This is a genomic window from Micromonospora globispora (assembly GCF_003857015.1).
In the GTDB taxonomy this organism is placed as follows: domain Bacteria; phylum Actinomycetota; class Actinomycetes; order Mycobacteriales; family Micromonosporaceae; genus Micromonospora; species Micromonospora globispora.
Window position 1 is genome coordinate 1 of sequence record NZ_QGGF01000062.1, and the last position, 5,600, is coordinate 5,600.

At 74.1% G+C, this 5,600-nt stretch carries 5 protein-coding genes and 1 pseudogene; 1 reads left to right on the forward strand and 5 read right to left on the reverse strand.

All coding sequences use genetic code 11. The features are described from left to right. A partial coding sequence (locus DKL51_RS02060; RefSeq protein WP_124811661.1) for a TlpA family protein disulfide reductase occupies positions 1–436 on the forward strand: 436 nt, incomplete at its 5' end. Between the two features lie 54 nt (positions 437–490). Here the strand turns inward: DKL51_RS02060 and serS are convergent. The 5 genes and pseudogenes from serS to DKL51_RS02085 all read right to left on the reverse strand — a co-directional run. Beyond that, entirely contained in the window at positions 491–1,777 is a 1,287-nt protein-coding gene (serS, locus tag DKL51_RS02065; RefSeq protein ID WP_109947613.1) for a serine--tRNA ligase, read from the reverse strand. 92 nt (positions 1,778–1,869) lie between these two features. After that, a complete protein-coding gene (locus DKL51_RS02070) occupies positions 1,870–2,943 on the reverse strand; it encodes a DNA polymerase III subunit beta family protein (RefSeq protein ID WP_109947616.1) in 1,074 nt (357 codons plus the stop codon). A gap of 47 nt (positions 2,944–2,990) precedes the next feature. After that, the gene (locus tag DKL51_RS02075; RefSeq protein WP_109947612.1) at positions 2,991–4,178 is read right to left on the reverse strand and encodes a saccharopine dehydrogenase family protein; all 1,188 of its coding nucleotides are present in this window, start codon (positions 4,176–4,178) and stop codon (positions 2,991–2,993) included. 31 nt (positions 4,179–4,209) lie between these two features. After that, on the reverse strand, positions 4,210–5,355 hold the full coding sequence (locus DKL51_RS02080) for a zinc-dependent alcohol dehydrogenase (RefSeq protein WP_109947611.1): 1,146 nt from the start codon (positions 5,353–5,355) through the stop codon (positions 4,210–4,212). Then, positions 5,352–5,600 (reverse strand): annotated as a pseudogene (locus tag DKL51_RS02085) (hypothetical protein); the annotation flags it as partial. The pseudogene DKL51_RS02085 and the gene DKL51_RS02080, both read right to left, overlap by 4 nt.

Genomic DNA, 5,600 nt, shown 5'->3' on the forward strand with positions numbered 1-5,600 from the left:
GGCCTCCGCCGCGCCGGCGGTCCCGGCCCGCGTGCCGGACACCCTCCAGTTCACCGCGACGACCCTCGACGGTACGACCTTCTCCGCCGCCCGCCTCGCCGGGAAGCCGGTGGTGCTCTGGTTCTGGGCGCCCTGGTGCGCGACCTGTGCCAGTCAGGCGTGGACGGTCGCCGAGATCGCGCCGAAGTACCGGGACACCGTGCCGATCGTCGGCGTCGCCGGCCTCGGCGAGCAGCAGGCCATGAAGGACTTCGTCCGCGAGTTCGACCTGGCCGGCACCCCGCAGATCGACGACCGAGCCGGAGCGCTGTGGCGCCGGTTCGAAGTGGTCGAGCAGAGCACCTTCCTGATCATCGACCGCGACGGCCGGGTCGTCCACCAGGGATTCCTCGACGGCGAATCACTCACACAGCGGGTCGCCGCGCTGGCCGGGTGACGGAAGCGGAAGGGCGGGGGTCGGGAAGCCCGACCCCCGCCGGTGCCGTAACGGTCAGCGGACCGGCGTGAGCCGGTCGATGCCCAGCTTGTCGCGGAGCACCTCCGGCACCAGCACCGAGCCGTCGGGCTGCTGGAACTGCTCCAGGATGGCCGGGAAGAGCCGGCTGGTGGCCAGCGCCGAGCCGTTGAGGGTGTGCACGAAGCGGGTCTGCTTGCCGCCCGGCTCCCGGTAGCGGATGGCCGCCCGGCGGGCCTGGTAGTCGCCGGCCCAGGAGACCGACGAGACCTCCTTGTACTTGCCGGTGCTCGGCATCCAGACCTCGATGTCCAGGGTCTTCTTCATCGACGCGCTGGCGTCGCCGGCCGAGAGCAGGCTGCGCTGGTAGTGCAGGCCCAGCCCCTCGACCAGGCTCTCCACGTGGGCAACCATCTCCGCCAGCGCGGTGTCCGCCTGCTCGGGCAGGGTGAACTGGAAGATCTCCACCTTGTTGAACTGGTGGCCGCGCACGGTTCCGCGCTCGTCGGAGTGCGAGCCGGCCGCCTCGCGCCGGTAGCACGGGGTGTAGGCGAACGCCTTCAGCGGCAGCTTTGCCGTCTCCAGGATCTCGTCCTGGAACGCGCCGAGGATCGCCGTCTCCGCGGTGGGCAGCAGGAACTGGCCGCGCGGGGCGGACTGCTTGTCCAGGTGGTAGACGTCGTCGTAGAACTTCGGGAACTGCCCGGCGGCGAAGCCGGCGCTGTCCAGCAGCAGGTGCGGCGGCAGCAGGAACTCGTACCCGGCCTTGATGTTCTGCTCGATCAGCCAGTTGAGCAGCGCCCACTCCAGCCGGGCACCGACTCCGGTGTACATCCAGAAGCCGGAGCCGCCGAGCTTCACGCCGCGTTCGTGGTCCACCAGGCCCAGGGCGCGGGAGAGCTCGACGTGGTCGCGGATCTTCTCGATCACGGGCGGTTCACCGAAGGTCTTGACGACCTGGTTCGCCTCCTTGCCGCCGGGGACGACGTCGTCGGCGGGCAGGTTGGGCAGCTCGCTCATCGCCCCACGCAGCCGGGACTGCACCTCGTCCAGCTGGGACTCCAGCTCGGCGAGCTGCTTGCGCTCGGCCTCCGGCGCGACGGGCTCCGGCGCGTTGCCGGCCCGCTTCGCCTGCGCGTACGCCCGGGCCTCCGCCTTGCGGCGCTGCCGCTCGGCGTCGATCTCCGTGATCAGGGCGCGGCGCTCCTGGTCGAGCCGCTGGATCTCGTCCAGCGCCCGGTTGACCTCGGCGGGATCCAGACGCTTCGCCAGCGCGGTCGCCACCGCCTCGCGATCCTTCCGGATCAACTCCATGTCGAGCATGCTGCTCGTACGCCTCCGTCCAGGCAGTCAGGTGGGACCCCCAGATGCTACCGTCGCGTCCCGTTCCGCCCGTCCCGCACCCGTAACCAGGGTCAGAGCCGGACGGGCATCAGGATCGAGAAGGCGTGCTCGTCGTCCGGGCGTCGAACGGCCAGCGGGGCGATCGGCCCGTCCAGCTCCAGCACCAGCTGGCCACGGTCGCCGGCGTCGAGGGCGTCGAGCAGGTACTCCCGGTTCACCCCGATCCGGACGCCGTCCGCCTGCTCGTCCCCGGCCAGCACCCGCAGCCCGCCCCGGTCGTCCAGCCCGAGCACGGTCACCTCGGCGCGAACCCCCTCGTGCTCCCGGAGCAGCACCGGTGCCCCGTCGGCGGTCAACTCCTTCCGCAGGGCGAGCACGTCCACCGCCACCCGGTGCGCCGGCGCGCCGGTGACGTGGCCGCGCAGCAGCCGACGGTAGTCCGGGAAGTCGTACGGCAGGGACGCGGCGGTGACCGTGCGGCCGGCCACCGAGACGGTCACCGAGGTGGCCGCCACTGTTACGTGCGCCTCCGGCGTGATCCCGACGCCGGTGTCCAGCAGAACGCGAAGCTCGTCGACGGCGTCCACCGGCACCAGCACGCGTACCTGCGGGCCGTCCACCTTTCCGCCGGCCCGGGCCACCGCCATCCGGTGCCGGTCGGTGGCGACCAGCCGGACGCCGTCCGGCTCGACCTCCAGCAGGACGCCGGCCAGCACCGGCAGCTCCGGGTCGGCGCCGACCGCGAAGCGGACCGCGTCGACGGCGGCGGCGAGGTCGGCACGGGGCAGCACGAGGCGGGTGGTCATCGGGATCTCCTCCGGATCGATCAGGGCACGGACCCGGGAGAGCTCACGACGGGCGTCGGCGAGGCCGTCCTCCAGCCGGCGCAGGTGCGCGTCCAGCAGTCGACCGACCACCGCCGGCTCGGACCGGTGCCGCAGCGCGGCGGCGATCTCGGCCAGCGGCATGCCGACCCGACGCAGCCCGGCCACCAGCCGGGCCGGCGCGACCTGGTCGTCGGCGTACCAGCGGTAGCCGGTCACCGGGTCCACCAGCGCCGGCGCCAGCACCCCGGAACGGTCGTAGAACCGCAGCGCGCTCACCGTCAGGCCGCTGGCCCGGGCCAGCTCGCCGATGCTGCGCAGTTCGCTCTCCACGACGCCCGATCCTGTGCCCTCAACCCGGTCGAGGGTCAAGCCGCCGGACCGGAGTCGAGCACCCGGAACGTCAGGCCGGCGTTGACCAGGCGGTCGAGCAGGGCGTCGCCCATCGCGGTCACCGGGGTGACCTGCCCGGACGTCGCCGGCAGGTCGTCGAACGCCAGGCAGAGCGCCGACTCGGCGAGCATCTTCGCGGTCTCGTCGTACCCGGGATCGCCGCCGGCCACCTCGGTGAGCACCTTCCGACCGCCGCCGGTGCCGACGAAGCGGACCGTGAACCAGGACTTCGCCCGCTGCTCGGCGCTCGGCCCCTGCCCGGAGGAGAGCCGGCCGAGCAGCCAGCGCCGGGTCGGCGGCAGCTTCACCAGCCCGACCAGGCCGGCCAGCCCGACCCCGGCGATCAGCACGGTCGGCAGCCGCTTCACTGCGGCGAAGTGGCGGTAGCGGAAGTCCGGGCCGTACTCCGGGCGGGCCGCCGCCGAGCGCCGCACCACCTGCGGGTCGATGGTGGGCAGCGGTACCGCCCACCGGCCGATCTCCTTCGACCGGCCCACCTTGCCGGGCACCGCGCGGACCCGGCGTCCCTCCGGCCGGGGCTCGACCGCCTTGCGCTCCTTCGCCGCCCGGCTCATCTGCGCCGTCCGGGAGAACGCGGTCAGCGCCGAGTGGTACGTGCCGGCAGAGAACCGGCCACCGGCCCGGACGAAACCGTCCACGGTGATCGGCACGTCCGACGGGAGCTGCTTGACGGTGAACCAGGCGCCCAGGTCGTGCGGGATCGAGTCGAAGCCGCAGGCGTGCACCATCCGGGCTCCGGTGCGGACCGCCTCGGCGTGGTGGCGCACGTACATCAGGTCGACGAACTCCGGCTCACCGGTGATGTCCAGGTAGTCGGTGCCGGCCGCGGCGCAGGCGGCGACCAGCGGCTCCCCGTGGTGGATGTACGGGCCGACGGTGGTGGCGACGACGCGGGCGCTCTCCGCGACGGCGCGCAGCGACTCCGGATCGGTCACGTCGGCGGTCAGCAGCGGCAGCCCGGCCAGCGCCGGGTCGATCGCGGCGAGCCGGTCCCGCACCGCGGCCAGCTTGGCCGGGTTGCGGCCGGCGACGGCCCAGCGCAGCCCGGCCGGGGCGTGCCGGGCCAGGTACTCGGCGGTCAGCCCGCCGGTGAAGCCGGTCGCGCCGAACAGGACGAGGTCGTACGGGCGGTCTTTACGCATCCGCCGAGTGTGCCATCCGCCCGCCCGGGGATCACGGGCAGAAGACCGCCCGGACGCAGCCGTCGGTCCGCTCGCGGAACAGCGCGTACCCGTCCGGGCCCCGCTCCAGCGGCAGCCGGTGCGTGGCCAGGTGCTCGGTGCGCAGCTCGTCGCGGGCCATCCGGTCCAGCAGCATCGGAATCCACCGCTGGCCGTGTTGCCGGGCGCTGCGCAGGGTCAGCCCCTTGTTCATCACCGCGCCGAGCGGAAACGTGTCGACGAAGCCGGTCCAGGTGCCGAGGACGACGACGGTGCCGCCCTTGCGGCAGGCGTGCACCGCCTCCCGCAGCGCGAGCGGTCGTTCCGCCCCCAGCCGCCCGGTGAAGAACCCGGGGGGTTCGGACGCCATGCCGACCGCCTCCACGCACACGTCCGGGCCCCGGCCGCCGCTGCGTTCCCGCAGCTCCGCCGGGATGTCGACGTACCGGTAGTTGAGCGGCTCCGCGCCGGCGTGCCGTTCGGCCATCCGCAGCCGGTCGTCGTACCGGTCGATCACGATCACCCGGTCCGCGCCGCGCAGCCGGGCGGCCCCCGCGGTGAGCTGGCCGACCGCCCCGGCGCCCCAGACCGCGACCACGTCACCCGGCCCGACCTCGCCCAGCTCGGCCCCCATCCACCCGGTCGGCGCGGCGTCCGAGGCGAAGACCGCCCGGTCGTCGCTGACCGGCTCCGGCACGGGGAACGCCCCGACGTCGGCGTACGGCACCCGGACGTACTCGGCGTGGCTGCCGGCGAAGCCGCCCAGCGGGGCGGGATGGCCGTAGCAGCCGGCGGTCGGCTGACCCCAGGCCGACTCGGTCGCCGCCGCACCGGTGCCACCGTTGTCGCAGCAGGCGAAGAGGCCCTGCCGACAGAACCAGCAGCGGCCGCAGGAGATCGCCGCGCAGACCACCACCCGGTCGGCGACCCGGTGCCGGCGTACCTCCGGCCCGACCTCGACCACCTCGCCGAGGAACTCGTGGCCCAGCACGTCACCGGCGGTCAGGAACGGCACCCGCCCGGCCAGCAGCGGCAGGTCGGCGCCGCAGGTGACGCTGCGGCGGACCCGGACGATCATGTCGTGCGCGTTGCGCAGCTCCGGATCGGGCACCTGCCGTACCGCCAGCTCGTCGGCGCTTTCCCAGCACAGCGCCCTCACCCGGGCACCCCCGGCCGGTCCACCGGCGAGCGGTCGGCCCGGAGCACCTCGCCGGTCTCGGTCAGCTGCTTGGCCTCCCGCAGCGCCGCCCGGATCAGCAGGCCGGGGTCGTCGCCGACCAGGTGGGCGGCCATGCCCGGCAGCTTCGACTCGCCGCCCACCGGCCGGGCGGCCAGCTCGGTGCCGCGTCCGCCGGGCGCCGGGCGGGTGTGCACCTCGACCGCCCCGTCGAGCCGGCGCAACGG

What these genes read in the sequence shown, in the direction of transcription:
- serS (WP_109947613.1), bottom strand. Translation starts at nt 1,777, where the DNA reads ATGCTCGACATGGAGTTGATCCGGAAGGATCGCGAGGCGGTGGCGACC.
- DKL51_RS02075 (WP_109947612.1), bottom strand. Translation starts at nt 4,178, where the DNA reads ATGCGTAAAGACCGCCCGTACGACCTCGTCCTGTTCGGCGCGACCGGC.